The 25694-nt window shown below is 56.6% G+C and carries 29 protein-coding genes and 1 tRNA gene; 24 read left to right on the top strand and 6 right to left on the bottom strand.

What is annotated here, in order from left to right; translation table 11 throughout:
- The first annotated feature begins 68 nt into the window (after positions 1-68).
- From K0B93_RS02900 to K0B93_RS02945, 10 genes are all read left to right on the top strand, one after another.
- A complete protein-coding gene (locus K0B93_RS02900; protein WP_219865741.1) occupies positions 69-1025 on the top strand; it encodes an acyl-CoA desaturase in 957 nt (318 codons plus the stop codon).
- Positions 1022-1489, top strand: coding sequence for a nuclear transport factor 2 family protein (locus K0B93_RS02905; protein ID WP_219865742.1), 468 nt, complete (start codon positions 1022-1024; stop codon positions 1487-1489). Before K0B93_RS02900 ends, K0B93_RS02905 begins: the two co-directional genes overlap by 4 nt.
- On the top strand, positions 1486-2286 hold the full coding sequence (locus K0B93_RS02910; RefSeq protein ID WP_219865743.1) for an SDR family NAD(P)-dependent oxidoreductase: 801 nt from the start codon (positions 1486-1488) through the stop codon (positions 2284-2286). The genes K0B93_RS02905 and K0B93_RS02910 overlap by 4 nt, the downstream gene beginning before the upstream one ends.
- A complete protein-coding gene (locus tag K0B93_RS02915; protein WP_219865744.1) occupies positions 2283-3548 on the top strand; it encodes an NAD(P)/FAD-dependent oxidoreductase in 1266 nt (421 codons plus the stop codon). Before K0B93_RS02910 ends, K0B93_RS02915 begins: the two co-directional genes overlap by 4 nt.
- Before the next feature lie 2 nt (positions 3549-3550).
- A complete protein-coding gene (locus K0B93_RS02920; protein ID WP_219865745.1) occupies positions 3551-4435 on the top strand; it encodes a DUF1365 domain-containing protein in 885 nt (294 codons plus the stop codon).
- Positions 4423-5697 (top strand): SAM-dependent methyltransferase, encoded by a 1275-nt coding sequence (locus K0B93_RS02925; protein ID WP_219865746.1) that lies wholly within the window; start codon positions 4423-4425, stop codon positions 5695-5697. The genes K0B93_RS02920 and K0B93_RS02925 overlap by 13 nt, the downstream gene beginning before the upstream one ends.
- The gene (locus tag K0B93_RS02930; protein ID WP_219865747.1) at positions 5694-6215 is read left to right on the top strand and encodes a DUF2878 domain-containing protein; all 522 of its coding nucleotides are present in this window, start codon (positions 5694-5696) and stop codon (positions 6213-6215) included. The genes K0B93_RS02925 and K0B93_RS02930 overlap by 4 nt, the downstream gene beginning before the upstream one ends.
- Positions 6212-6958: a hypothetical protein gene (locus K0B93_RS02935; protein WP_219865748.1), complete on the top strand. Its 747-nt coding sequence runs from the start codon at positions 6212-6214 to the stop codon at positions 6956-6958. Before K0B93_RS02930 ends, K0B93_RS02935 begins: the two co-directional genes overlap by 4 nt.
- Before the next feature lie 81 nt (positions 6959-7039).
- On the top strand, positions 7040-7852 hold the full coding sequence (xthA, locus tag K0B93_RS02940; protein WP_219865749.1) for an exodeoxyribonuclease III: 813 nt from the start codon (positions 7040-7042) through the stop codon (positions 7850-7852).
- Between the two features lie 18 nt (positions 7853-7870).
- Positions 7871-8500 (top strand): TetR/AcrR family transcriptional regulator, encoded by a 630-nt coding sequence (locus tag K0B93_RS02945; protein WP_219865750.1) that lies wholly within the window; start codon positions 7871-7873, stop codon positions 8498-8500.
- Between the two features lie 10 nt (positions 8501-8510).
- On the opposite strand, the gene K0B93_RS02950 is transcribed toward K0B93_RS02945, so the two are convergent.
- Entirely contained in the window at positions 8511-8927 is a 417-nt protein-coding gene (locus K0B93_RS02950; RefSeq protein WP_219865751.1) for a phasin family protein, read from the bottom strand.
- Positions 8928-9276: 349 nt separating this feature from the next.
- Between K0B93_RS02950 and K0B93_RS02955 the strand changes: the two genes are divergently transcribed.
- The 5 genes from K0B93_RS02955 (at position 9277) to K0B93_RS02975 (ending at position 12572) form a co-directional block, all read left to right on the top strand.
- Positions 9277-9714 (top strand): YeeE/YedE family protein, encoded by a 438-nt coding sequence (locus tag K0B93_RS02955; RefSeq protein ID WP_219865752.1) that lies wholly within the window; start codon positions 9277-9279, stop codon positions 9712-9714.
- 4 nt (positions 9715-9718) lie between these two features.
- The gene (locus K0B93_RS02960; RefSeq protein WP_219865753.1) at positions 9719-10144 is read left to right on the top strand and encodes a YeeE/YedE family protein; all 426 of its coding nucleotides are present in this window, start codon (positions 9719-9721) and stop codon (positions 10142-10144) included.
- A gap of 100 nt (positions 10145-10244) precedes the next feature.
- Positions 10245-10673, top strand: coding sequence for a TIGR01244 family sulfur transferase (locus tag K0B93_RS02965; protein WP_219865754.1), 429 nt, complete (start codon positions 10245-10247; stop codon positions 10671-10673).
- Between the two features lie 45 nt (positions 10674-10718).
- Positions 10719-11828 carry a ferrochelatase gene (gene hemH / locus K0B93_RS02970; protein WP_219865755.1) on the top strand — a complete coding sequence of 370 codons (1110 nt, stop codon included), beginning with the start codon at positions 10719-10721 and terminating at the stop codon, positions 11826-11828.
- A gap of 3 nt (positions 11829-11831) precedes the next feature.
- On the top strand, positions 11832-12572 hold the full coding sequence (locus tag K0B93_RS02975) for a 5-oxoprolinase subunit PxpA (protein WP_219865756.1): 741 nt from the start codon (positions 11832-11834) through the stop codon (positions 12570-12572).
- A gap of 373 nt (positions 12573-12945) precedes the next feature.
- Here K0B93_RS02975 and K0B93_RS02980 read toward each other — a convergent pair.
- Positions 12946-13036: transfer RNA gene (locus tag K0B93_RS02980), tRNA-Ser, on the bottom strand.
- Positions 13037-13245: 209 nt separating this feature from the next.
- Here K0B93_RS02980 and K0B93_RS02985 point away from each other — a divergent pair.
- The 5 genes from K0B93_RS02985 to K0B93_RS03005 all read left to right on the top strand — a co-directional run bounded on the left by K0B93_RS02985 (position 13246) and on the right by K0B93_RS03005 (position 15451).
- A complete protein-coding gene (locus tag K0B93_RS02985) occupies positions 13246-13944 on the top strand; it encodes a Bax inhibitor-1/YccA family protein (protein ID WP_219865757.1) in 699 nt (232 codons plus the stop codon).
- A 92-nt stretch (positions 13945-14036) separates the two neighbouring features.
- The gene (gene tusD, locus K0B93_RS02990; RefSeq protein WP_219865758.1) at positions 14037-14453 is read left to right on the top strand and encodes a sulfurtransferase complex subunit TusD; all 417 of its coding nucleotides are present in this window, start codon (positions 14037-14039) and stop codon (positions 14451-14453) included.
- Positions 14454-14455: 2 nt separating this feature from the next.
- The gene (locus K0B93_RS02995) at positions 14456-14806 is read left to right on the top strand and encodes a DsrE family protein (RefSeq protein ID WP_219865759.1); all 351 of its coding nucleotides are present in this window, start codon (positions 14456-14458) and stop codon (positions 14804-14806) included.
- 33 nt (positions 14807-14839) lie between these two features.
- On the top strand, positions 14840-15121 hold the full coding sequence (gene tusB / locus K0B93_RS03000) for a sulfurtransferase complex subunit TusB (protein ID WP_219865760.1): 282 nt from the start codon (positions 14840-14842) through the stop codon (positions 15119-15121).
- A 3-nt stretch (positions 15122-15124) separates the two neighbouring features.
- The gene (locus K0B93_RS03005; RefSeq protein WP_219865761.1) at positions 15125-15451 is read left to right on the top strand and encodes a TusE/DsrC/DsvC family sulfur relay protein; all 327 of its coding nucleotides are present in this window, start codon (positions 15125-15127) and stop codon (positions 15449-15451) included.
- A 3-nt stretch (positions 15452-15454) separates the two neighbouring features.
- On the opposite strand, the gene K0B93_RS03010 is transcribed toward K0B93_RS03005, so the two are convergent.
- The 3 genes from K0B93_RS03010 to nfuA form a co-directional block, all read right to left on the bottom strand.
- The gene (locus tag K0B93_RS03010) at positions 15455-15817 is read right to left on the bottom strand and encodes a hypothetical protein (protein WP_219865762.1); all 363 of its coding nucleotides are present in this window, start codon (positions 15815-15817) and stop codon (positions 15455-15457) included.
- A gap of 37 nt (positions 15818-15854) precedes the next feature.
- Positions 15855-17054 (bottom strand): DUF445 domain-containing protein, encoded by a 1200-nt coding sequence (locus K0B93_RS03015; RefSeq protein WP_219865763.1) that lies wholly within the window; start codon positions 17052-17054, stop codon positions 15855-15857.
- Positions 17055-17274: 220 nt separating this feature from the next.
- Complete coding sequence (gene nfuA / locus K0B93_RS03020) at positions 17275-17862, bottom strand: Fe-S biogenesis protein NfuA (RefSeq protein WP_219865764.1); 588 nt, start codon at positions 17860-17862, stop codon at positions 17275-17277.
- Positions 17863-18105: 243 nt separating this feature from the next.
- Here nfuA and metH point away from each other — a divergent pair, with 243 nt between their 5' ends.
- From metH to K0B93_RS03040, 4 genes are all read left to right on the top strand, one after another.
- Complete coding sequence (gene metH, locus K0B93_RS03025; RefSeq protein WP_219865765.1) at positions 18106-21804, top strand: methionine synthase; 3699 nt, start codon at positions 18106-18108, stop codon at positions 21802-21804.
- Positions 21805-21844: 40 nt separating this feature from the next.
- Entirely contained in the window at positions 21845-22081 is a 237-nt protein-coding gene (locus tag K0B93_RS03030; protein ID WP_219865766.1) for a DUF2970 domain-containing protein, read from the top strand.
- Positions 22082-22470: 389 nt separating this feature from the next.
- Positions 22471-24123: a nitrite/sulfite reductase gene (locus K0B93_RS03035; RefSeq protein ID WP_219865767.1), complete on the top strand. Its 1653-nt coding sequence runs from the start codon at positions 22471-22473 to the stop codon at positions 24121-24123.
- Complete coding sequence (locus tag K0B93_RS03040) at positions 24116-24622, top strand: DUF934 domain-containing protein (RefSeq protein WP_219865768.1); 507 nt, start codon at positions 24116-24118, stop codon at positions 24620-24622. The genes K0B93_RS03035 and K0B93_RS03040 overlap by 8 nt, the downstream gene beginning before the upstream one ends.
- A 59-nt stretch (positions 24623-24681) precedes the next feature.
- Here the strand turns inward: K0B93_RS03040 and K0B93_RS03045 are convergent, their stop codons facing one another.
- Positions 24682-25680, bottom strand: a complete 999-nt coding sequence (locus K0B93_RS03045) for a YhdH/YhfP family quinone oxidoreductase (protein ID WP_219865769.1) — start codon at positions 25678-25680, stop codon at positions 24682-24684.
- Positions 25681-25694: the final 14 nt, after the last annotated feature.

A 25694-nucleotide genomic window follows, 5' to 3' on the forward strand; every position in this document is an offset into this window, starting at 1 on the left:
CGTTTTGTTCGGCCAATTCCGATGAACACGCTGTTCAGGTTCATTTTAGAGACAAGGGCAAACAGGGTATGACCCGAGTACAAAACTGGTTTACAAACATTCTGAGGTGGTTCGATTCCTCTGCGGGTTCGGATCACATCGACGCCAGCTCCCGATCATTCAACTTTATCCGGGTTATTCCGTTTCTGGCTTTGCACCTTGCGTGCCTGCTGGCGTTCTACACTGGGGCCAGCACCTTCGCAATCGTGTTCGCAATCGCCTTCTTCGTTATAAGGATGTTTGCAATCACGGGTTTTTACCACCGTTATTTCGCCCATAAAACCTTCAAAACAAGCCGGCCCGCCCAATTCGTCTTTGCGGTGCTTGGCGCCAGCGCAGCCCAGCGTGGGCCCCTCTGGTGGGCCGCCCACCATCGCCATCACCATCAGCATTCCGACCAGGAACAGGATCTGCACTCGCCTCACCATGGCGGGTTCTGGTGGTCCCATGTGGGCTGGTTCACTTGTGATGCGGGCTTCACCATGGATGAGCGTCGGGTTCGGGACTGGATGAAGTTCCCGGAGCTCCGGTTCATTAATCGCTTCGATGCAATCGTTCCCGCCCTGGCTGCCATCGCCATCTACGGGCTCGGCGAGGCCCTGGCAGCCTGGGCACCGGGACTGGGCACCAATGGCCTGCAGCTGCTGGTGTGGGGTTTCTTCATTTCTACCGTTGCCCTGTTCCACGCAACCGTTTCGATCAACTCGCTTTCCCATGTCTGGGGCAAGCGGCGGTTTGAAACCTCCGATGGCAGCCGAAACAATTTCTGGCTGGCACTGCTTACCTTGGGTGAAGGTTGGCATAACAACCACCACCGCTGGCCCCAATCGGTGCGTCAGGGCTTCCGGTGGTACGAGATCGATATCACCTGGTATGGACTATGGCTCCTGTCCCGCCTCGGGATTATCTGGGAGCTCAACCCGATACCCAAACATATCAAGGAAGAAACCCGTCAACTGGACAGAATGAGGAGAACACGTTCATGACAAGCGCCTCGGCCATTGAAGTCGGTTCTCATAATTCCTCGGTTCCCGTCACGCTCGCCGATTTCAGGCGGCTGTTTAACGAACTCGACAAGGGCAACCTGAACAAGCTGTCTGAAGTCTACAGCGAAGACATTCAGTTTCAGGATCCCTTGGGATCGGTTCAGGGCCTGGATGCATTGACTCAGTATTTTGCCAGTGCCTACGCCAACGCCATCAGCTGCCGGTTCGAGTTCTCAGAGCCGGTCGTCGATGGCTCCTTTTCAGCCGTGCCCTGGGTTATGCACCTGCGTCACAAACGCATTAATGGTGGCAGGGAAATTCAGGTGGATGGGATCAGTCATCTGCGGATCGCCAACGGTAAGGTGTGTTATCACCGCGACTACTTCGATGCAGGCCAACTGCTGTATGAAAACCTGCCGGTAGTGGGCGGTGTTATCCGCTGGATTAAAGGATACGCCGGATGAGTGAACGTCTGCAGACCCACTCGAACATCTGGATCACCGGCGCCAGTTCCGGCATCGGCGAGGCCGTAACCCGGGCCCTTGCCCGAGGAGGCCATCGACTGGTGCTCTCCGGTCGTCGGGCGCAACCCCTGGAGGAGCTCAAGGCCCTGGCGCCAGAACGGATCCTTACCGCACCTGGCGACACCACCAGCAAGGAGGATCTCCGGGGTATCGCCAATGTCCTGGAAAATCACGGCGATCTTCACATGGCGATCCTGAATGCCGGCACCTGTGAATACCTCGACATAACTCACTACAACAGTGATGTGATCGAGAAGAACATCCACACCAACGTGATCGGAACTGCCCGCTGTCTGGACATAGCGTTACCAGCCCTTAGGCGCACTCGAGCCAAAGGCTTGCCGGCAACACTGGTGATTGTCAGCTCATCGGCCTGGTGGTTTCCATTCGGCCGCGCCGAAGGCTATGGCGCCTCAAAGGCTGCCCTGACCTATTTCGCCCAGGCTTTGCGGGCGGATCTGGCCGCCGAAGGGATTGATGTGGTCGTTGTCTCCCCGGGCTTCGTCAAAACACCGCTGACGGATCGGAACGACTTCCCCATGCCCTTCCTCGTCTCGGCCGAGGAGGCGGCGGACCGAATCGTTAGCGGCCTGGCCAAGGGCAGGAACGAGATCGCCTTCCCCAAACGTTTCACCTGGATGCTCCGGATGCTCGGAACTCTGCCACAGGCTCTGATTGATCGCATGGCGGCGAATATGGCGAGAAAAAGTACCACTGAACAGGAAAACAATGGATGAGTAACGAACGTCAGCGTATAGCTGTCATTGGCGCCGGCGTTTCCGGCCTTACGGCCGCGTGGCTACTGGCCGAGAAGCACGATGTGGAAGTATTTGAGGCCGGAGACTATGCCGGCGGCCACACCAATACCGAACAGGTCGAGGCCGGTGGCCGCACCTGGCCCGTCAACACGGGGTTTATCGTCTTCAACGACTGGACCTACCCCAATTTTATCCGATTGATGGATCGGCTCGGTGTGCCGTCAGAAGTCAGCGACATGAGCTTCAGCGTCGACTGCAAAGCCAACGGTCTGCAATACAACGGCACCAGTCTCGACACCCTTTTTGCCCAGCGCAAGAACGTGTTCAACCTGCCTTTTCTGAAGATGATCCGGGAAATTCTCCGGTTTAACCGCGAGACCCGGGCAGATCTTGCCGCGGAGGCGATCAACGACAGCGAGACTCTGGGCCAGTATCTGAATCGCAACGGCTACTCCCGCTATTTCAGGAACTATTATATCGTACCGATGGGCGCGGCGATCTGGTCGGCACCGGAAATCGTGCTCGAGCAGTTCCCGATTCGGTTCTTCCTTCAATTCTTCAACAACCACGGCATGCTGTCGGTGGATGACCGCCCGACCTGGCGAGTGATTTCCGGTGGCTCGGCCCAGTATGTCCACAAGATGATGGACCGACTGGGGGACTGCACCCACCTCAACAGCCCGGTCGAAAGTGTGAAGCGGGATGAGCACGGCGTCACCCTTAACGTTGGTGGCGAAGAGCGCCGTTTTGATCAGGTCGTGCTCGCCTGTCACAGCGACCAGGCCCTGGCGATGCTGACGGACCCCAGCGACCGGGAACGCGAGGTCCTCGGGGCCATCGGTTATCAGAGTAACGATGTCGTGCTGCACACTGACAGTAGCGTACTGCCGGATACCCGCCGCGCCTGGGCCGCCTGGAACTACTTCATTCCATCCCACAGTACCGAGCCGGTGTCGGTCACCTACAACATGAACATTCTTCAGAACTTCCATGATGCGCCGGAAACCTTTTGCGTGACGTTGAACCGCAGCCACGATATTGCGCCGGACCGGATCATCAAGCAGTTCCGTTACAGTCACCCGGTGTTTACTCTGGAGGCAGTCGCAGCGCAGGGCCGGTACGACGAAATCGGGAACCAGAACCGGACCCATTACTGTGGGGCTTACTGGTTCAACGGTTTCCATGAGGACGGCGTACGCAGCGCGCTCAGAGTGACCGAGGCCTTCGGTCTGGAGCTATAGCGATGAACAGCCAATGGCTTGAAGGGTCGGTCCGGCACCGCCGGAAATTCCCGGTTAACCACGAGTTCGAGTACAGCACCGGCATGCTGGCACTGGACGTGGACGAATGGGACCGGGTCACCAGCATCAGCCCTTTGTTTTCCCTGGAGCGTTTTAACTGGCTTTCACTGCGGCGGGCGGACTACTTCCAGCCCGAAGCCGGTTCGCTGGCTACCACCGTAAGGAATCATGTGGAAAAGGCGACCGGCTGGCATCCGGATGGCACCGTCGAACTCGTGACCCACCCCCGGTACTTCGGGTACGTTTTCAATCCAGTCAGTTTCTATTTCTGCTATGGCTGTGATGACAGTCCCCAGGAAGGCGCCGTACCCCGGGTCATCGTCGCCCAGATCACCAACACCCCCTGGCACGAGCGCCATGTCTACTGTCTCGAAACTCTGGGCGAAGGCCCTGGCTCGGGGGGCTGGCACACTGAACGGTTTGGGTTCAGCAAGCGTTTCCATGTATCCCCCTTTAATGGCATGGAACAGCACTACCAGTGGACGTTCAGCTTCCGGGGTCCCGATCTGCGAATTCACATGAACGTGCTGGAACAGGAAAAGAAACATTTTGATGCCACCCTGGTGGTCCATCGCACCCCGCTCACCCGTAAAGAAATACACAGAAGCCTGCGGAAGTTTCCGGTGGAGGCGCTCAAGGTGTCGGCGGGTATCTATTGGCATGCCCTGAAGCTGAAACTCAAAGGCGCTCCGTTCTATACCCACCCGGACAAACTGTCCGAAAAGGACCCGGCCTACCGGCGGGGGGCAGACGATTCGGGGCTGGATGTCTCCAGTACCGCACACAAAAACGAGAAGCGTGGAAGGGTAAGTTCATGGAGAACCTGAATACCTCAGTTCAATCGGCGGAAGACCAGGACCGTTCACGTTCTTTGGCCAGCCGCATCGCCAGGAGTCTAGTGTTACAACAGCTAAACCAACTTCGCGACGGCATCCTGACTGTCCATGAGGATGGCTGCGATGACCTGGTGTTCGGTGATGGGGATGCCCGGTACCCGGCGGCTGAGCTGGTGATTCATGACCACAGCACCTGGCGGGATCTGCTCACCGGGGGCAGCGTCGGGGCTGCGGAAGCCTTCGTCAATGGCGACTGGTCTACCCCGGACCTGGTGGCCCTGCTCCGGTTCTTCACCCGAAACGTCGATCGCATGAACGGGTTTGAGGATCGCTTCAGTTGGGTGACAAAACCGGCACTCAAGGGACTTCATTGGCTCAACCGGAACACCCGGGAGGGTTCACGAAAAAATATCAGTGCCCATTACGATCTTGGCAACGACCTGTTCGAGCTCTTCCTGGATCCGACCATGATGTATTCCTCGGCGATCTACCCGAGTGCGGACGCGACGCTGGATGAGGCCGCCATTCATAAGTTGGACACCATTTGCCGGAAACTGGACCTGCAGCCTGGCGACCGGGTCATCGAGATTGGCACCGGCTGGGGCGGATTCGCTATTCACGCCGCCAAAAACTATGGCTGCCATGTAACCACGACCACAATCTCAAAAGAGCAGCTGGAACTGGCTAAGGCCCGGGTTACCGAGGAAGGCCTCGATGACCGCATCACCCTGCTGTTCGACGACTATCGCGATCTAGAGGGTCGGTTTGATAAGCTCGTTTCCATCGAGATGATTGAAGCCGTTGGGCCGCAGTTTCTCGACAGTTACCTGGCACAGATCAGCACCCTGCTCAAAAACGATGGGCTGGCGTTGATTCAGGCCATCAATATGCCGGAACAGCGCTATAAGCGCGCCCTGAAGAATGTTGATTTCATCCAGCGCTTTATCTTTCCCGGCAGCTTCATTCCATCGTTCGGTGCCATCCTCGATTCCATGAGAACCCAGAGCAACCTCGTGCTCACGCATGCCGAGGACATTGGTTTCCATTATGCCCGCACCCTGCAAGACTGGTGTGAACGGTTCATGGCGAACCCCGGAAAACTTGAGGCCCTGGGCTACGATCAGGCCTTCAGACGCCTCTGGGAATTCTACTTCGCCTACTGTGAAGCCGGGTTCAGTGAGCGCGCCATCGGCGTATCCCAGATCCTGATGGCAAAACCGGGAAACAAACGATCAAATATCCTGAGCCTATGATCCGATCTGAGACCACCCGAAACATTCTGAACTTTGTTGTCTTCCAGGCCGGCTGGCTGATCTGCATTCTCTACCCCGGAATGCCGGCAGCGGGCCTGGTGGCCGGACTCCTGGTTCTGCACCTGCTGCTCGTAAGCCAGAAGCGAATGAGCGAACTCCAGTTCATCGGCTTGGGTACGGTGCTGGGGGCTTCGCTTGACCTCCTGTGGTTCCGTACCGGAATCCTGGCCAGTGCGGATGGTGAAGTGCTGTTGACGCCACCCTGGCTGGTTGCGATCTGGGCCATCTTCATGACCACGCTCAGCCATTCCCTCGACTGGATCAGCCGCAAAGCCTGGCTGCCATTTGTCCTGGCTCCCATCGCCGGGCCATTTGCCTACTGGTCTGCCAGCAAACTGGGCGCCGTTATCCTGCCCGAGTTGGTGCCCTCCCTTATGGCCCTGGCCATTGGCTGGCTGGTGGTGTTCCCCTTGCTCCTGTTCCTCAGGAAATCCCTGTACCCGGAGCTTCAGCAATGACCAGGCAGCGGGCCGGACTCATTATTACGGCTGCATGTTGTCTGGCCGCGCCAGCGGCTTTCGCCGCGCAGATGAGCTTTACCGGGACGGCCAGAACTTACGCAGGCGAAACTCTCTACCTGGAGCAACACGCCGTGGCCGGCACATGCGAGAGCGGTGTATTCCAGCCTCAGGAACACTCAATTGCCTACCAGAGGCCGGACCGCGATCATGCGTTCGCGTCCAAGGACCTCAATTACTCGGATTCGGTCCTTCGTCCCGCCGTCGACTTCCGCCAGCCCGAATTCGATGAATCTCTGTCGATTGAATACCCCGAGCCCAATACCCTGGTCATCAATTGGCAAATGCCGGCCGGGGAAAGCAGAACCTTCGATGTTCCCTTCTCCGAGAAAGTTGTGGTCGATGCCGGTTTCGACAATTTCGTCCGGCGCAACTGGCAGGCTGTGCTGAATGGCGAATCGGTGGAGTTCCGGTTTCTAGGCCCCACGCGCGGCGAACACTACGAATTTGTACTCGAGTCGACTGAAAGCTCGAAGGTAACGGCGGATCATGTTGTTCAGATCCGTCCCACCGGGATGGTCCTGCGGTTTCTGGTGGACCCGATTATCCTGGGTTACAACGCCAGGGGCGCCCTGACCGACTATTACGGGCTCACCAATATCAGGAAGAACAACGACGCCAATTACACTGCTCACATTCAGTATTCGGTATCAAACTGGCCGGATTGTGAACTGACTCCCTGAATGCGTCGCCACTGCCAAGGCCGCCCCCCGTACCCATTGTGTTAAACTCGCGGCGGAGTCAACGCCGGAGAATCAGCACCTATGATGTTTGTGTCGTTCAACGTCAACAGTATTCGTACCCGTCTGCACCAGCTCGAAGCCGTCATCAACAGTCTGAAACCGGATTTCATAGGCCTTCAGGAAACCAAGGTCCGAGACGAGGAATTTCCGGTGGAGGCTATCCGTGAATTGGGTTATCACGTTCACTTTCATGGCCAGAAAACCCACTATGGCGTGGCACTCTTGTCCCGGATGGAACCTGACACGGTCCTCAAGGGCTACCCCTGGGATGGCGAAGACTCCCAGCGGCGCCTGATTACAGGCCACTTCATGGTAAATGGAGAGCCCCTCACGGTCGTCAACGGCTACTTCCCCCAGGGCGAGAGTCGGGACCACCCGGTGAAATTTCCCGCCAAGGAAAAATTCTATGCCGACCTGATGAAATACCTGGATGACCTGAAGCGACGTGGCGGCCACGTTGTGGTGATGGGCGACATGAATATCTCACCCACCGACCGGGATATCGGGATCGGCGCGGACAACGCAAAGCGGTGGCTCCGCACCGGAAAGTGCAGTTTCCTGCCCGAAGAGCGGGAATGGCTCGGACAGGTCGAAGCCCGGGGATACACCGACGTCTTCCGGCATCTTCATCCCGAGGAATTCGATACCTTCAGTTGGTTTGATTACCGCAGCAAAGGGTTTGAACGCGATCCCCGCCGCGGGCTGCGTATTGACCTGATCATGGCCAGCGACAGCCTGCTGCCGAAAGCGCGTGAAGCCGGTGTTTCGTATGACATCCGCGCCATGGAGCGTCCATCCGATCACTGCCCTGTCTGGGCAAGCTTTGACCTATAGGAGCGCACCGGGCGCGACATGAAAAAAATCAAAACCCGCGACCGTATCCTCGATACCAGCCTGGCGCTGTTCAACAGCGTCGGCGAACCCAATGTGACTACGCTTCTGATCTCCGATGAGATGGACATCAGTCCCGGCAACCTCTACTACCATTTCAAGAGCAAGGGCGACATCGTCGAGGAGCTGTTCGGACGGTTCGAGGAAGAAATGCTGGATCTGCTGGCGGTGCCGAAAGACGTCGACATCAGTCTTGATCAGCAGGGCTTCTTCCTTCACCTGCTGTTCGAGACGGTCGCCCGCTACCGATTCATTTACCAGGATCTGGTGAATGTCCTCTCCCGGTACGACCAGTTACAAACCCGGTTCAGACGACTGAAAAAGAAGAAGACTGCCGCCTTCCAGTTGATTTGCGAGAGTTTCCGACAGCAGGAAATGATGGAGATTGGCTCGGAGCAGCTTCAGGCATTGTGTGAGCAGTTAACGCTAACTGCCTGCTATTGGTGTAGTTTTGATACGCTATCTCATCTGAACGACCGGGAGTCAGTGGATCCCGGTCGTGGTGTCTACCAGATGATGCATCTGGTCATTCCCTACCTGGCTCCAGACGAACAAAATCACGCCCGTCTGATGAGCCGGGACTACCTCTAGTCCCGGGAAATTATTCTTCCTCGTCGTCCCCGCGTTCGCTCCGAAGGCGCATCAGCTCATTTTCGAGTGCCTCTATCCGCCGCTCCATGGCTTCTATTTCTTCGCGCCGGTGAATACCGAGACGACGGAGAGCACCGGATACCCGCTCATCGAACAGCGTTTCCAGTTTATCCCAGGTGCCGGTCGCGCGCTCCCGGACATCTCCAACCCGATCCTCGACGGACTTGATCTGTTTCTCTACCACGCCACGGGTCTTGTTCTCGAGCTGCTCGCCCTCCTGGACCAGACGATCGAAAAATCGCCCGGTGTCCTCTTCTGCCTTGGTGTATGCCCCGAGGCCGGCCAGCCATATCTGGCGCGCCGAATCCTTGATCTTGGCCGCCAGTTGCGGATCGTTTTCCGGCTTCTTGTCGTGTTCGTCAGACATGTAACAACCTCAGGGGATAAAATATTGCTGGGAGCCCCCATTGTATTACACTGCGAGGCCGATTTCAGTCGGCCTGAAAGGCGCACAGCGAAAGGCCGCAATATAAACAGGCATTCAATATGAAAAAATGTTTTGAAACGAGCCGGGTAGCAGCTTGAAGTGTTCAAAATATGGTCAATACTTCCTGATACCGGTATCCCTGCTGATGCCGGTTTGTCTGGAAGTCTTTCATGGATACTACTCGCACGCCTCTGCCCGGCACCCTGTGCCGGGCTTTTTTTTGTTATTATCGCCCCTATTTATATGCTTATTCCAAAAACCTTCCTGTGAACCACTGTGGAGACTCTGAATGATTGAAATTGCGTGGAGTAACTTTACGCCCTGGTCGGCGTTGGCGGGCGGCATTCTGATTGGGCTGGCAGCAGCCTGCTTTCTGCTTCTTAACGGCCGGATTGCCGGTATCAGCGGCATCCTGGGTGGTCTCCTCGTACCAGGCCGCGGTGACATTGCCTGGCGCCTGGCGTTTCTTGTCGGGCTCATTGGCGCACCCGCTGTGTGGCTACTCGCAGCGGAACTGCCTCCAATTGAAATCAACGCCGGCTATCCAGCGTTGATCATCGCGGGCCTGCTGGTTGGAATTGGCACCCGCTACGGCTCCGGCTGCACCAGTGGCCACGGTGTTTGCGGGCTTTCCCGGCTCTCTGTCCGATCCCTGGTAGCAACCCTCACCTTTATGGGCGCGGGCTTCGTTACCGTCTACATCATCCGGCACCAGTTGGGAGTGTAAAACCATGAGATATCATATCGCTTCGCTGTTGGCCGGGCTCATTTTCGGCCTGGGGCTCATTGTGTCGGGCATGGCCAACCCCGAAAAGGTTCTGGGTTTCCTCGATATTGCCGGGCTCTGGGATCCCTCCCTCGCATTCGTGATGGGTGGTGCCGTCGTGGTGGGCTTGGGGGCCTTTGCGCTGGCGCGTCGCCGTACCTTGTCGTTCCTCGGCTTCTCCATGAAAATTTCCACCAACAACCACATCGACAAACGCCTGGTTGTTGGGGGGCTCGCCTTTGGTGTCGGCTGGGGGGTGGCCGGTTTCTGCCCCGGGCCCGGCTTGGTCGCACTGGGAGCTGGCGAGTTCAAGGCTCTTGTTTTCGTAACATCCATGGTTGCCGGCATGGCGGCGTTTGAAGTCATAGAGCGTCGCCGCACCAAAGCCTGATCAATTCTGTTACTGTCTTGAGCCGCCATTCTGACAGCACCCCATAGCTGTGAGATCATGGCGGCAGTCCCACAGTTAACGACTACGGAGGCGCACGTACATGGAAATCAGAAAGATCGATGACACTATCTCAGTCGCACCGCAAATCTCCGTCGATGATGTCGCTGAGGCGGCACGTCTCGGTTTCAAGACCCTGGTTGCCAATCGCCCTGACCAGGAAGAGTTTGGACAGCCCCCGATGTCGGATATCGAAGCGGCCGCCCGCGAAGTCGGCCTCGACTGGGTTTATATGCCGGTTGAGTCAGGCAACATCACCGACCAGGACGTTGACCGGTTCGCCCCGATGATCCGAGACGCGGAGAAACCCGTATTGGCTTTTTGTCGTTCCGGTACGCGCTGCACAGTGCTGTGGGCTCTGAGTGCTGCCCGGGAAACCTCCGCCCAGGAGATTTTCACCAAGGCCAGGAACGCCGGTTATGACATCAGTGGCCTTGCTCCTCGCATGGCCCAGCAGGCCTCGGAAAAATAGAACCGTCCGGCCCTTCCCCGAAGATCAATCACCAGGATTTCCTCTATGCAGTTCAAAGGTTCAGAGAATTTCAGCCACAACCAACCCGAGCGCCTTGGTGTTCTTGTTACCAACCTTGGCACTCCCGATGCGCCCACAACGTCTGCGCTTCGCCGGTACCTGGCTGAATTCCTCTCTGACCCGAGGGTCGTTGAGCTTCCGCGCCCGCTCTGGTGGCTGATACTGCACGGGATTATTCTTCGTATTCGCCCCAGGCGGAGCGCTCAGGCCTATGCCGGAGTCTGGATGCCCGAGGGCTCTCCCCTGCTGATCCACACCGGAAAACAGGCCGAGGGAATCCGGGAGGCCCTGAAGAAAAAATACGGCCCGAACGTGGTGGTCGGATTCGCCATGCGGTACGGCAACCCGTCGATCCCCAACGTTCTGGATGAAATGCAGGCCCAGGGCGTTCGCAAACTGCTCGTGTTGCCCCTCTATCCCCAGTACTCGGCCTCAACGTCCGCGTCCACCTTCGATGCCATTGCCAAGGACTTCAGTAAGCGCCGCTGGTTGCCGGATTTGCGGTTTATCTCCCACTACCCGGACTACCCACCCTACATCGAAGCGATGGCCAGACACATCGAAGCCCACTGGGCCAACCATGGACGCAACCAGAAGCTCATCCTGTCCTACCATGGTGTGCCCCTGAAATACCTGATGAAAGGGGATCCATACCACTGCGAGTGCCACAAGACATCCCGCCTCCTGGCAGAGCGTCTTGGCCTTGCTGGCGAGGACTATCTGACCACCTTCCAGTCCCGGTTCGGAAAAGAGGAGTGGCTCAAACCCTACACCGACGAAACGCTTAAATCTCTCCCGAAAAAAGGCGTAAAATCTATAGATGTGTTCTGCCCCGGCTTCTCGTCGGACTGCCTCGAAACCGTTGAGGAAATCGATGAAGAGAACCGAGAATACTTCATGGAAGCCGGTGGCGAGGGCTTCAGCTATATACCGGCGCTTAACGCGACCCCAGGGCACATCGAAGCGCTGGTCAGGCTGATTGAGGAGAACCTGCAGGGCTGGCAGATTCCGAAAAACAAACCGGAAAAGCTGGCCAAACGGCAGAGGTTGGCAGACGAACGGAAAGAGGCCACCTACCCTGGCCGGGACATGTGAAAGATGAAGCTGAATTGTGATCTTGGGGAGAGCTACGGAGCCTGGGAAATGGGCCAGGATGAGGCGGTAATGCCCCTCATCGACATGGCCAACGTTGCCTGCGGCTTTCATGCTGCCGACCCCATGGTCATTCGCCGTACCGTTGCGCTGGCCGCAGAACACGAGGTCGAGATCGGTGCCCACCCCTCCTACCATGACCTGGCGGGCTTCGGACGACGCTCCATTGCCCACACGCCGGAGGAGGTCCACGCTCTCATGCTTTACCAGCTTGGCGCGCTGGATGGGATGTGCCGGGCCGAAGGGACCCACATTTCCTACGTGAAGCCCCACGGGGCACTCAACAACGACATGATGCGGGACGACACGTTGCTGAGAGCGGTCGCCGAAGCCGTGGGCACCTATCGTCACAACCTGCCCCTGATGATTCCCGTTACCTGCCGCTATCACGAGCAACAGGCGCTGATAGAAAGCCTTGGCGTGCCGGTACTGCTCGAGGCCTTTGCAGATCGCGCCTACACGGATGAAGGCCTTCTGGTGCCACGAAAACACAAAGGCGCGGTGCACAGTGATCCCGAGATCATTGTGAGCCAGGCGCTATCATTTGCGGAACAGGGAGGGGTAACAAGCATCAATGGCCGCTGGCTGGAACTACCCGCTCACAGCCTGTGCGTTCATGGGGACAACGACAGTGCATTGGCTGCGGTTCAAGCCATCCGGGACGCCCTGAAATCGCCGAGTGCATGAGCCTGCACCACCTCCTCCCCCAGAAGCACCCTTCAGACGCTATGGTTTGTCCCCGGGATCTTGATCGGACAATTCCGGAAAGGACTGGCAGAATGTACATTCACCCGTATCAACAGCGGCACCTCCGGACTCGACGTACCTGACCCGCTGACTCGCCTGCCCGCGATTCGCGGATACGGAAAACCGACGATTCGTACGGACATCCGACTGTTCGGGTACACTGGAATTCAATTCTTTTTCGCTCACGGGGCCTCCCACTCTTCAATATCACTATCGTGAGGTCTCGGGTTCGTAAACCAAATACGCACAAACACGCGAACCGAATCGCTGAGGCTACATCAAGGGGGAGAATCTGAAACCAGGAAGAGAAAAATGGCGGTGGGCCAGGGATTCGAACCCCGGGAAGGCTACTAACCTTCGGCGGTTTTCAAGACCGCTGCATTCAGCCACTCTGCCAGCCCACCGTTTTTCCATTGCTGCCGTTGCGACAGCGGGGAGCATGATACCGGAATTGCCAACGCTGTCAACGCCCTGCATAAAACCAGCCGGACTTTCTATCATTAACAGGTTTTAATGAAATCCACGGGGCAGTTTCCTGTCGTAAATGATTGAAAGTTGCGTATCTGACACTATGATGGAAGACAGTATCCAGACGTTCACAACGGAGAGCACAATGGAAGACAGACGATTCGGCGTTCAAAACGATCAGGGAGCCTATTCTGCGCCCCAGACGGAGCGCGCGCCCACCGGAATCAGCGCAGATGCAATGAAGGTGTTGCGAAATACCTACATGCTCCTGGGCATGACCCTGGCCTTTTCGGCCCTAACCGCATATCTCAACATGAATGGGGCCCACCCCGGATTTCTGATCACCATCGTGGGTTACATCGGCCTTCTGTTTGCGACCTACAAGCTTAAAAACAGCCCTTGGGGCATTGTTACCACTTTCGCACTGACCGGCTTCATGGGTTACACCCTGGGCCCAATCATCGGCGCGTTTGTGGCAGCCGGCGCCTCCCAGATTGTTGCTCAGGCTTTGACACTGACGGCAGTGGCCTTCCTTGGCCTCTCTGCCACCGCGATCATTACCAAGAAGGATTTCAGCTTCCTGTCCAGCTTCCTGACCGCCGGCGCGTTTGTGCTGATCGGCGCCATGCTGCTGGCCTTTTTTATGGAAAGCTCCATCCTTCACCTGGCGGTTTCGGCTGGCTTCACCGTCTTCGCTTCCATCATGATCCTGTTTGAAACCAGTCAGATCATCAAAGGCGGAGAGCGAAACTACGTCATTGCGACGGTTGGTCTGTACGTATCCATCTACAACCTGTTTGTCAGCCTGCTCCACCTCTTGTCGGCATTCAGCGGCGACGACTGATCAAGGGATCAGCTACTCGCTCAAACAGCCCCGGCTCTTGCCGGGGTTTTTGCTTTCTGTAAACTGAAAACTTTCTGGCCAGACCCAACATCATGAATAACCTCGACCCGCATTCCTTTACCCTGGTTATTACCGGCGCGCCCTATTCCACGCAGGCGCCGCAGACCGCCTTGTCCTTCGCCAAGGCAGCCATTGCTGCCGGACATGCCATTGACCGGGTCTTCCTCTACGGTGACGGTATTCACCTGGCCTCAGCCCTGGTAACGCCACCATCCGACGAGCCGCACTGGCCCAAGAACTGGGCCACGTTTCTTGAGGAACATGAGGTGCCCGGCGTGGCATGCATAGCATCGGCATTACGACGGGGACTGGTGGATGACAAGGAACAGAAACGCTACGAACTGGATGCCAGCAATCTCAGGGCACCGTTTACCATTGCCGGCCTTGGCGAATGGGTTGAAGGCAACATTAAATCTTCCAGGACCCTGTATTTCCATGGAGACCGCTGAGGATGGCGATGCTCATTATCATTGACCAGCCCCCCTATGGTGGCTGGACCGGACGCGAAGCCCTCGATATGGCATTTTCACTGGCGGCGTTTGATCAGCCTGTGAGCCTGTTGTTTATTGGCGCGGGCGTTAACTGGCTGCGTACAGGCCAGAACACTTCCGGCATCGAACAAAAATCCGTTGAGAAGAATCTGGCAGCCGCTCCTGTCTTTGGCATTGAGGATATCCTGGCCGACCGGATTTCCTGTGAGCGGTACGGCATTGCTCCGCCGGAGCTTGCGGACAGTGTGGTGCTGACTGACGCAAATGCCGAGCTCCTAGCACAATATTCCCAAGCCGCGTTTGCTGGCTAGCGCGGATAACGGACTCAGACTCGGAACCTAAGAATGAATGAACTTCATACTCTGCATATTCTGAACAAAACCCCGGACCATCCACGGTTCGGCGAATGCCTTGGGATGCTTGGCCCGGATGACGCCATCGTGCTGATCGAGAATGGTGTGCTCGGCCTCGCTGCAGCAGAGGGTTTTCATTCCGCCCGGGTGTATGCCCTCAGAGACGATGTGGCAGCCCGGGGCCTCTCTGGCAGCACCCAAGCTACCTCACTGGTCGACTATTCGGAATGGGTTGGCCTTACACTTCAGGCAGAACGTGTAATCAGTTGGTGAACCATGGTCAAGAGTCCAAGCCCGGAACGAAACAACGAAGGTTTTCTGGAGGATGCCTGGGCATGGAGCCGGGATACAGCCGAAGAAATTGCGTCCGAAGACGGACTTGAATTATCAGAAAACCATTGGGAAATCATAATGTTCCTAAGGGATTTTTATAAGGAACATGAAATATCACCCCCATCCAACAGGCTGTTTGTCAAAGCCGTGAAGGACGCCATGGGCGAAGAAAAAGGCAACAGCATTTACCTGATGCAGCTGTTCCCCGGGACGCCGGCCAAGACCGCTTGCCGTATTGCAGGCCTCCCTCGCCCCACCAACTGCCTGTAACTGTCAGTCAGCAGGTCGTTGTCCCCGACGTTCAGCCTCAGCCTTCCGCTCAAGGTCTGCCGCACTTCCCAGAAAACTGCTCAGCCCGTTCTCGAAAAGGCCCGAGCCGAATTTCAGGAACTGCCGGGTCGATTCCTTAACCGTCCCGTCCAGCGCGCTCTCGGGAAAACCTTTGATGGTTTCCTCAACGCCACGCTTTACGCCACGGGTCACATTTGGCTCGATCTCCTGTGACGCCTGGATTAGCTCCGCCACTTTCCGGTCCAGATAGGGCCGGACAACCAGTCCCCAGAAACCGGCCTGCACCAGCGCGACCGTGAAGGCCGTGGCCAACACCTGAATCAGTATTACCGCCCAAACCGGCATGGTTCCTCTCCTCGCGTCTAAAAACGCGTGTCGTCAGTTAAAAGCTCAGATGTACCAGCGAGACGAACTGGACCAGTCCCGCCAGAGCGCCGAAAATCCCGCCCACGATCATCAACTGGAGCTCCTCCTCACGGAAGGCGGGACGAAGGATGTCCTGAAACTCTGACGGCCCAAGCGCCCGCATCTGACCCGAAAGCACTTCAGCGACTATGGGAGCACGCTCGCGGTTGAAGGCAGGATCGCTGAAGACGTCTTTCGTCGCCAGCACCGCCTTCTGATTCATCGCCTTCTTCAACTCGGTGTATCCGGTCATCCCGACAGTCACCTGCGCCGTCAGTTTCATAACCACCGAATTATCAAGCAAAGGCCGGAGGTGTTTCTGAATGATGGCGCGTGTCCGGTCGCCATGGCGACCATTGAGCATGGCGTCGGCCACCTTCTCGACCGTAATCAGCTCGTCCGCCACCAATCTCGCCCAGACATCGCTGATCTCGGGCTGTCGGCGCAGGAACAGCCCCTGGACCTTCCAGAAAAGGATTCGTCGGGGCCTGAGCGGGGCAAAAATTAACGTGATGGCCACCCAGTTGGTGAGAAAACCAATAGCAAACCCGCCAACTGGCAACAACCAGGGCTCCGGAAAGCGGATCCACAGCGGAATCAATGCAGCACCCAGAATGCCGCCAATGATGGCGCCCCGGTTAATAACCGATTGCAGTTCCACCGCCCCGGCCTGCTGAAAAATACGGTTCATAAGGTCCGGATGCTTCTCAAGCTCCCTACTGAGCAGGGCCTTCAGATCCACCAGTTCATCAAGATCGTCTCCAAAATCCTCGACCAGCTCCTCGACCCGGGAAGGTAACTGTTCTCTGGCCCACTGGTAGATCCGGTTCTTTACGAACAGCGGCAGGTTATCCCATAGCACCGGCTGAATCTCATACATCACTTCATCGATGTATTCGTCGAGTCTGGGGGTAACCTGAGAGATGACCTGCTCGGCGATGCGCTGGGGTTCAAGCTTGTTATAGACGGAATTCAGGTCACCAAACTGCTGCAAAGTGCGATCAATGCAGATGTGCGCCATTTTTTCTGCTTTACGGGGAATAACGCCTTGCCAGCCCAGTATGCCCACTCCGATAAACTGCACCGGATAAAATGACATCTTGATCGCAAGCCAGTTCGTGAACCAGCCTACGGTGGCCGCCATGATCGGCAGGGACAGAAGCGCTAGGTCGGACAAATGAAACCCCGGTAAAGAATGTGTGGCCGAAGAGAATCCTGGATAGGTTTGACTCAGTAGACCATTGTAGCCGTGTGCTGATTCAGTTTATGTGACTGATAATGAAGTATTTGGAACTTTTGGACATTGGCCGTGAAGCCATCAGAATAGCGGTATTGCGGCAGGTTTTGATCGGAACCCGCCACACCACGATCGGCGGGGCGGGTCAGAAAGACAAGACCTACTGATAGTAGGCGTTTTCGGTGTTGGTGTGGTCCGTCACATCCCGAACGGCGGTTATCTCCGGCACCCGCTCCTTCAAGGTGGACTCCACTCCCTGCTTCAGCGTCAGGCTGACTGCGGAGCAACCCTGGCAACCACCGCCAAAGCGGAGCACGGCAACCGACTCGTCGACGATTTCCACCAAAGAAACGTCGCCGCCATGGGCAGCAAGGTTCGGATTTATTTCGGACGCCAGGATGTAGTTCACCCGATCCGGCAGAGGCGCGTCATCGTCAATCTTTGGCACCTTGGCGTTCGGGGCCTTGATCGTCAGCTGGCCACCCATTTGATCTTTGGAGTAATCAACAAAGGCTTCTTCCAGAAACGGCACTGAGTTGTGGTCCAGGTACAAGGTGAACTTTTCCAGATCCAGTTGTTCATCTGTCGGAACCACTTCATTGGGCGGACAATACGCCAGACAGGTTTCGGCATTCTTGGTGCCGGGCTGGGTTACGAAAATCCGGACACCCATGCCGTCCACGTCCTGCTTCTCAATAAGTTGTGCAAGATAATCCCGGGCGGGATCTGTCACAGTAACCAATGCCATGTTTTCAACCCGTTTGAAAGTTTGACTCCATTTTAAGGGACTTCGCGCAAACATGAAAGACCAAGTAAAATGGTTGGTCTTTATAGGCGTAATGACTTTCACCTACGACAAAACCTCTGTGCGCCCGTTCGATTGAGCAGATGATAATGGTCATTCGTACTAAGACGGGCTTGCGCATTTTTGCTATTATCCCGCGCCACTGAGATAAATACGCCGTTATAAACGACATCCGGAAGTACTGATATGACCGATCGCAACACCCGTCTGGAACAGCTCCACAAGGCCCTGCAGGAACGCATTGTGATTCTTGATGGCGGTATGGGCACCATGATCCAGAACCTGAAACTGGACGAGGAGGCGTTTCGCGGCGATCGGTTTGCAGATTACGACCGGGAAGTTCAGGGCAACAATGACCTGCTCAACCTGACTCAGCCTGCCCTGCTCCGCAACATTCACGCGGATTATCTCGATGCCGGCGCGGACATTATCGAAACCAATACGTTCAACTCGACCCGTCTTTCCCAGGCAGATTACGGGCTGGAAGCCATCGCCAAGGAGCTGAATGTGGCGGCGGCACAACTGGCCCGGGACATTGCCGATGATTTCACCGCCCGCAACCCCGCCAAACCCCGCTTCGTGGCTGGCGCCGTTGGCCCGACCTCACGCACCGCATCTATTTCACCAGACGTGAACAATCCCGGTTATCGTAACGTCGATTTTCAGACTCTGGTCGACAACTATTACGAAGCCGTGGAGGGCCTGGTTGAGGGCGGTTGTGACCTGATCCTGATCGAGACCATCTTCGATACGCTGAACGCCAAGGCGGCCATCTACGCGACCCAGCAGTATTTCGAAGACAGCGGCATTGAATTGCCAATCATGATTTCCGGCACCATCACCGATGCCTCGGGGCGGACCCTGTCTGGCCAGACAACCGAAGCCTTCTGGAATTCCGTTGCTCACGCAAAGCCCGTTTCCGTTGGCCTCAACTGCGCACTGGGTGCAGACGCCCTCCGTCCTTATGTAGAGGAACTCTCCGCCAAGGCCGAAACCTATGTCAGCGCGCACCCGAACGCCGGTCTGCCCAACGAATTTGGTGAATACGACCAGACTCCAGAAGAGATGGCCGAGATCATCGAAGGCTTCGCGCGGGACGGCTTCCTGAACATCATCGGTGGCTGTTGCGGCTCACGCCCGGATCACATCGAGGCGATCGCCGAGGCGGTGGCCAAGTATCCTCCGCGCCAGATTCCCGTGCGCAAAAAGGCCTTGAGACTGTCTGGCCTCGAACCGTTTACCGGTGACGAAAACACTCTTTTTATCAACGTTGGCGAACGAACCAACGTAACGGGTTCCAAGCGCTTCCTGCGACTGATCAAGGAGGAACAATACGAGGAAGCCCTGAGCGTCGCCCGCGATCAGGTTGAGAACGGCGCCCAGATCATCGACATAAACATGGACGAAGGGATGCTGGAGTCGAAGGAGGTGATGGTCACCTTCCTGAACCTCGTCGCCTCGGAACCGGACATCTCCCGCGTGCCCATCATGATCGACTCCTCCAAGTGGGAAGTGATCGAGGCCGGCCTCCGCTGCACTCAGGGCAAGGCCGTGGTGAATTCCATCAGCCTCAAGGAAGGCGAAGATGAGTTCATCAAGCGGGCAAAAGACTGCATGCGCTATGGCGCGGCCGTCGTTGTAATGGCCTTTGACGAACAGGGCCAGGCCGACACATACGAACGCAAGACCGAGATCTGCAAACGCTCCTATGACGTGCTGATGGGCATCGGATTCAATCCCGCTGACATCATCTTTGACCCCAACATCTTCGCCATCGCTACCGGCATCGAAGAGCACAACAACTACGCCGTCGATTTCATCAATGCCACCCGCTGGATCCGGGAAAACCTGCCCCACGCCTCCATCTCCGGCGGCGTCAGTAACGTGTCGTTCTCCTTCCGGGGCAACGACGTGGTGCGCGAGGCAATTCACTCGGTCTTCCTGTACCACGCCATCAAGGCCGGCATGAACATGGGCATCGTCAATCCGGGACAGCTGGTGATTTACGATGAAATCGATCCTGAACTCAAGGAACTGGTCGAAGACGTTGTTCTGAACCGCCGGGACGATTCCACCGACCGGCTGCTGGAGATTGCCGAACGGTTCAAGGGCAAAGGCGGAAAAACCCAGGAAGAGGACCTTGCCTGGCGCGAATGGCCGGTAGAGAAACGCCTTGAGCATGCGCTGGTTAAAGGCATCACCAACTACATCGTCGACGACACCGAGGCTTGCCGCCAGAACGCCTCCCATCCCATCGAGGTCATCGAAGGCCCGTTGATGGACGGCATGAACGTGGTTGGTGATCTGTTCGGTGACGGCAAGATGTTCCTGCCCCAGGTGGTGAAAAGCGCGCGGGTGATGAAACAGGCAGTCGCTCACCTTATTCCGTACATCGAAGCCGAGAAAACCGAGGACCACAAGGCCAAGGGCAAAATCCTTATGGCCACCGTTAAGGGCGATGTCCACGACATCGGCAAGAACATCGTGGGCGTGGTACTCCAGTGCAATAATTACGAAGTGATTGATCTGGGCGTGATGGTGCCCTGCGACAAAATACTTGAAACCGCCAAGAAAGAAGGCGTAGACATTATCGGTCTCAGCGGCCTCATCACGCCGTCGCTGGACGAAATGGTTCATGTGGCCAAGGAGATGCAACGCCTGGACTTCAACATTCCATTGATGATTGGGGGCGCCACCACCTCCAAGGCACACACAGCGGTCAAGATTGAGCCCCAGTACAAGAACGACATCGCTCTGTATGTATCTGACGCCTCGCGCTGTGTGAACGTCGCCTCCCAGTTGCTGAGTAAGACCGGCAAAGACGGTTTGGTGGAAGCCGCTCGCATCGAATACGACGAGATCCGCGAACGGCGCAAGAACCGGGGCGACCGCACCAAACTGGTCTCTCTCAAGGAAGCGCGGGCGCGGGCACCGGAAATCACCTTTGACGGTTACACCCCACCAAAACCCGCGTTCACCGGAATCAAGGTGTTCGAGGAATATGACCTGAACGAACTGGTGGAGTACATCGACTGGACGCCTTTCTTTATCTCGTGGGATATCTCGGGCAAATACCCCGGCATCTTTGACGATCCCAAGCGGGGCGAAGCCGCTCGAAGCCTGTTCGACGACGCCCAGAAAATCCTGCGCCAGATGATAGATGAAAAGCGGATTTCCGCGCGGGCGGTTATCGGTTTCTGGCCGGCCAGCCGTCGGGACGATGACATTGTGGTCTACAAGGATGAAACCCGAAGCGAAGAGTTGACCATACTCCACCACCTGCGCCAACAGGATGAGAAGGCGCCGGGGAAACCGATGATGGCGCTTTCGGACTTCATTGCACCGGAGGGCTCCGAGGCCTGTGACTACGTTGGCGGTTTTGCGGTCACGACCGGTGTTGGTGCGGAAGAGTTCTCCCTGGAATTCAAAGACCGCCACGACGACTACAACGCCATTATGGTCAAGGCGCTGGCTGATCGCCTCGCCGAAGCCTTCGCCGAGCGCATGCATGAACGGGTTCGAAAGGAATTCTGGGGCTATGCCAACGATGAGAAGCTGAGCAATGAAGATCTGATCAAGGAACGGTACCGTGGAATCCGCCCTGCTCCGGGATATCCCGCATGCCCGGAACATACGGAAAAGGCGACTCTGTTCGAACTGCTGAACGCCACGGAAACCACCGGCATTGAACTGACCGAACACTTCGCCATGTTCCCCACTGCAGCGGTTTCGGGCTGGTATTTTGCCCATCCGGAATCAAAGTATTTCGCGGTCGGGAAGATTGGCGCGGATCAGGTTGAAGACTATGCTGAACGCAAAGGTATTTCGAAGGCGGAAGCAGAGCGTTGGCTGGCGCCCAGCCTTGCCTACGATCCGGCTGAATAATTCGAACGGTCACTCATCATTCGCAACCACAGGCGATGCTATGGCAGATCCGTCAGGCAGAGAAGAACATAAAAATGGCAAGCCCGGTGGCCCGGGCGTATTGAAAGTCATGCAGAGCATTCTCGCCGGCGCTTTTGGCGTCCAGTCAGACAAGCGCCGGGAGGAGGATTTCTCAAGCCACAGCCCCTGGCCTTACATCATCGCGGGGATTCTCTTCACCGCAGGTTTCGTAATTGGGCTGATCGTGATCGTGCAGATGGTGTTGGCCAGTCAATAACCTACTGACCAGATACCCACACAACGGCGAAAGCAACGGCGAGCAGTACCAGCAACACGGCGGCGACAGCGTCAGCCTGACTGTCTGAATGCGCAGATTTTTTCATTGTGCTTTCCTCTTTCGGATCTTTTACTCGTGGATCTTTTTATTATTTGCATAGGCTGATGAAAATTACTTCAGCCCAGCTCTCAGTAAAGCCTTAAAATTGACATCCGTCCAGTTTCCCGCGCTCCCGCTTATCGCCTCAATCGATAAACATATTTTGAAATAATCATTTTAAGAATAAAAACACGGTGATATCCTCCCGGGCAGATATAAGGCCCGACTTCCTGGATTTCAGAATTTGTTTTCGGAAGGCCGTAACGACGCTTTAAAGCAGGACGTTCCCTATGTACGTATACGACGAACATGATCGGCGAATCGCTGCCGAACGGGTTGCCCAATTCCGTGACCAGACAGAGCGCGCCCTGGCCGGTGAACTGGCCGAAGATGAGTTTTTGCCACTTCGCCTCCAGAACGGGCTTTATGTCCAGCGCCTCGCGCCAATGCTCCGGATTGCGGTTCCATATGGCATGTTGCGGTCAGACCAGTTGCGTCGGCTGGCGCGGATTACCCGCGATTACGATAAGGGCTACGCCCACTTCACAACCCGACAGAATGTCCAGCTGAACTGGCCGGCACTTGAAGACGTTCCCGACATTCTCGCCGAGCTCGCCGAAGTGGAAATGCATGCCAACCAGACCAGCGGCAACTGTATTCGGAACACCACGACCGACCAGTTTTCCGGTGTGCAGTCAGACGAAATTGCAGACCCTCGCCCCTACTGTGAAATCATTCGCCAGTGGTCCACATTCCATCCGGAATTCGCCTTTCTGCCACGCAAGTTCAAGGTAGCCGTTAATGCGTCCGAGAAAACCGACCGGGCAGCTATCCAGGTGCATGACATTGGTCTGCAGATGGTTCGGAACGATGCGGGCGAACTCGGTTTCAGGGTTCACGTTGGTGGCGGCCTTGGCCGCACCCCGATGGTTGGTCCTGTGATTCGTGAGTTCTTGCCGGAACTGGACTTGTTGACCTACCTCGAAGCTGTACTGCGCGTTTATAACAGGTACGGTCGTCGCGACAACAAGTTCAAGGCGCGTATCAAGATTCTGGTCAAGGCCCTGACTCCGGAAGCTTTTGCGGAGAAGGTGGAAGCCGAATGGGCGCACATCAAGGATTCGCCTACACGCCTGACCCGCGATGCCATTGATCGGATTCAGTCCTATTTCACGGAGCCTGACTATACGGCCACCGATAATGCGACCGATCTGCTGGCGAAGCAGCGCTTTGAAAATCGGGAGTTCGACCAGTGGCTGAGCCACAACGTCGACACCCACAAAAAGCCAGGGTATGCGATTGTCACCCTGACCATGAAGAAGACCGGCACACCGCCGGGCGACGTCACTGATCGCCAGCTGGAACAGATCGCCGAACTGGCCGATGAGTTCAGCTTTGGAGAGGTCCGCGTGACCCACCAGCAAAATGTGGTTCTGGCTGACGTCCGTCAGGACCGGCTACTGGAACTGTGGCAGGCCGTAACCCCCATGGGCTTTGGCACCGCTAACCTTAACACCCTTACCGATGTTATCTGTTGCCCCGGTGGTGATTACTGCGCATTGGCAAACGCCAAATCGATCCCAGTGGCCGAAGCTATTCAACGCCGGTTCGATGATCTCGACTATCTGTACGATCTGGGCAACATTGACCTGAACATCTCAGGTTGCATGAACGCCTGCGGGCATCACCACGTCGGCAACATTGGCGTACTCGGTGTCGATAAGAAAGGCGAGGAGTTCTATCAGATCAGCCTGGGCGGGTCATCCCATCACGACGCCGCCATTGGCAAGATCCTCGGCCCCTCTTTCGCCCGTGACGATATGCCCGAGGTCGTCGCCAAGATCATCGATGTGTACGTCGACAAGCGTACCGAGGAAGAAACCTTCCTCGATACCTATCGCCGTGTTGGAATTGATCCCTTCAAGGAGCGGGTTTATGCCTGATGTAATTTTCCAGGATGGCAGCATCCAACGTGATGACTGGACCGTCGTGCCCCGCCCCGCTGAGGGCGAATCCCTCAAAATTCCAGAACAGGGTAAGGCGCTGATTCCCGCGGACCTCTGGCTGGCAGGCTACGAGCATTTTGCCGGCAACTACTCCGTTGGCGTCTGGTTTGATAGCCACGACGAGCCGGAGATACTTGAAGGCAAGGTCAACGAACTGCCCGTCATTGCCGTCAACTTCCCGAAATTCAGTGACGGGCGCGGGTACAGTATCGCCCGGTTGCTGCGTGAACGCTTCGGGTATGAGAACGAACTGAGGGCCATCGGTGATGTCCTGCTTGATCAATTGCAGTTCATGAAGCGCTGCGGCTTCAGCGCGTATGCCTTGCGCCCGGACAAGGATATTAAGAAAGCCGTTCGCTGCCTCAATTTCTTTAGCCAGGGCTACCAGGCAGCAACAGATACGGATGTTCCTCTGTTTCGCCGGCGAGCTTCCTGAACGGAACCGGGCCCCGACAGAGACAAGAAAAGCCTGCCACGCGTGGCAGGCTTTTTTATTTAAAGGCTATGATCAAGAACAATCTTTCCAGCCGAGGCACCTTTCAGGAATGCCTGCAGAGCTGGCTCCAGACCAGACCGTCCGATGTCTTTGGCCGACGCTTCGGTTTTCGGGCAGGCCCACTCGCCGGAAAATTTATCCCACACTGACTGTTTCTCCGTAAGCGAGATCTCCACCGAGTCTACGCCGAGCAGATTGACTCCGCGCAGGATGAACGGAAGAACGGTGGTCTGGAGCTGAGGCCCGGCCACAAGCCCGCAACAGGACACGGACCCACCCGGCTTGATCTGTTTCAGGAGCTCCGCCAGAGGGGTACCCCCGACAGTATCTACGGCGTTTCCGAAAGCCGGTTTAACCAAAGGCTTTTTCTCTTCGGCCAAGGTATCACGGCCAACCACCTCAGTAGCTCCCAGTGCCTTCAGGTCATCAGCATGATCTGACTTGCCACTGATGGCGACAACTTCAAATCCCAGTTTGGCCAACAGCTCGACCGTGACGCTGCCGACGGCACCACTGGCGCCGGAAACCGCAACTGGCCCCTGGGACGGGTTAGCGCCCATGGTGAGAAGCTTCTGAACACACAAACCCGCCGTCAGACCGGCCGTTCCGTAGATCATGGCCTTACGCGCATCCCAGCCGGCCGGCATCGGGACGCACCAACCGGCGGGAACGCGAATGTACTCGCCAAATCCACCATCGGTATTCATACCCAAGTCATACCCCGTGACAATTACCTTGCTGCCCGCAGAGATGTCCGGGGAGGAAGACTCAACCACCTCGCCGGCCGCATCGATACCCGGGGTATGAGGAAAAGTTCGGGTCACGCCCTTATTACCGGACGCCGACAAAGCGTCCTTATAATTGAGGGAGGAATGCGAAACCCGGATCAGTATCTCGCCGTCCGGGAGATCGCTCGTATTGAGGGTCTGTTCGCTACCTACGTACCGCCCGTCCTTTTCCTCGACGCGCCAGGCTTTAAAATCGGTTTTCGTTGGCATGGTTATCCCCCACC

Origin of the sequence: Marinobacter sp. F4218, assembly GCF_019443085.1 — a bacterium.
Taxonomy (GTDB): domain Bacteria; phylum Pseudomonadota; class Gammaproteobacteria; order Pseudomonadales; family Oleiphilaceae; genus Marinobacter; species Marinobacter albus.